The sequence below is a fragment of the Chromohalobacter sp. HP20-39 genome, from assembly GCF_033052815.1.
Classification (GTDB): domain Bacteria; phylum Pseudomonadota; class Gammaproteobacteria; order Pseudomonadales; family Halomonadaceae; genus Chromohalobacter.
On record NZ_JAWHTP010001171.1, the window covers coordinates 1 to 236 of the forward strand.

Annotated in this window: 1 protein-coding gene; it reads right to left on the reverse strand. The window is 65.3% G+C overall.

The window, feature by feature from the left end; genetic code table 11:
* On the reverse strand, positions 1-214 hold a 214-nt coding region (locus tag RVY79_RS21590), incomplete at its 3' end, for a hotdog domain-containing protein (protein WP_317466670.1).
* Positions 215-236: the final 22 nt, after the last annotated feature.

The following is a 236-nucleotide window of genomic DNA, read 5'->3' on the forward strand; positions in this document are numbered from 1 at the left end:
GGCTGGCGCGGCCGGCGGGCTCGGGCTCGACGGTGATGTTGAGCAGGTCGTCCAGCCTGGCGGGCGCCAGATAGCGCAGGCGGGTGTCGGCGACCACGAACATCACGCCCGTCTGTTCGCGCAGCCGCTGCTGCTCGACACCGGCGGCGCGCAGCCACTCGGTGCGGGCGCGCTCGAAAAACTTCAGATAGTTGGCCTTATATGTCCGTTGCATTGTTAAACGACTATCCCAATTG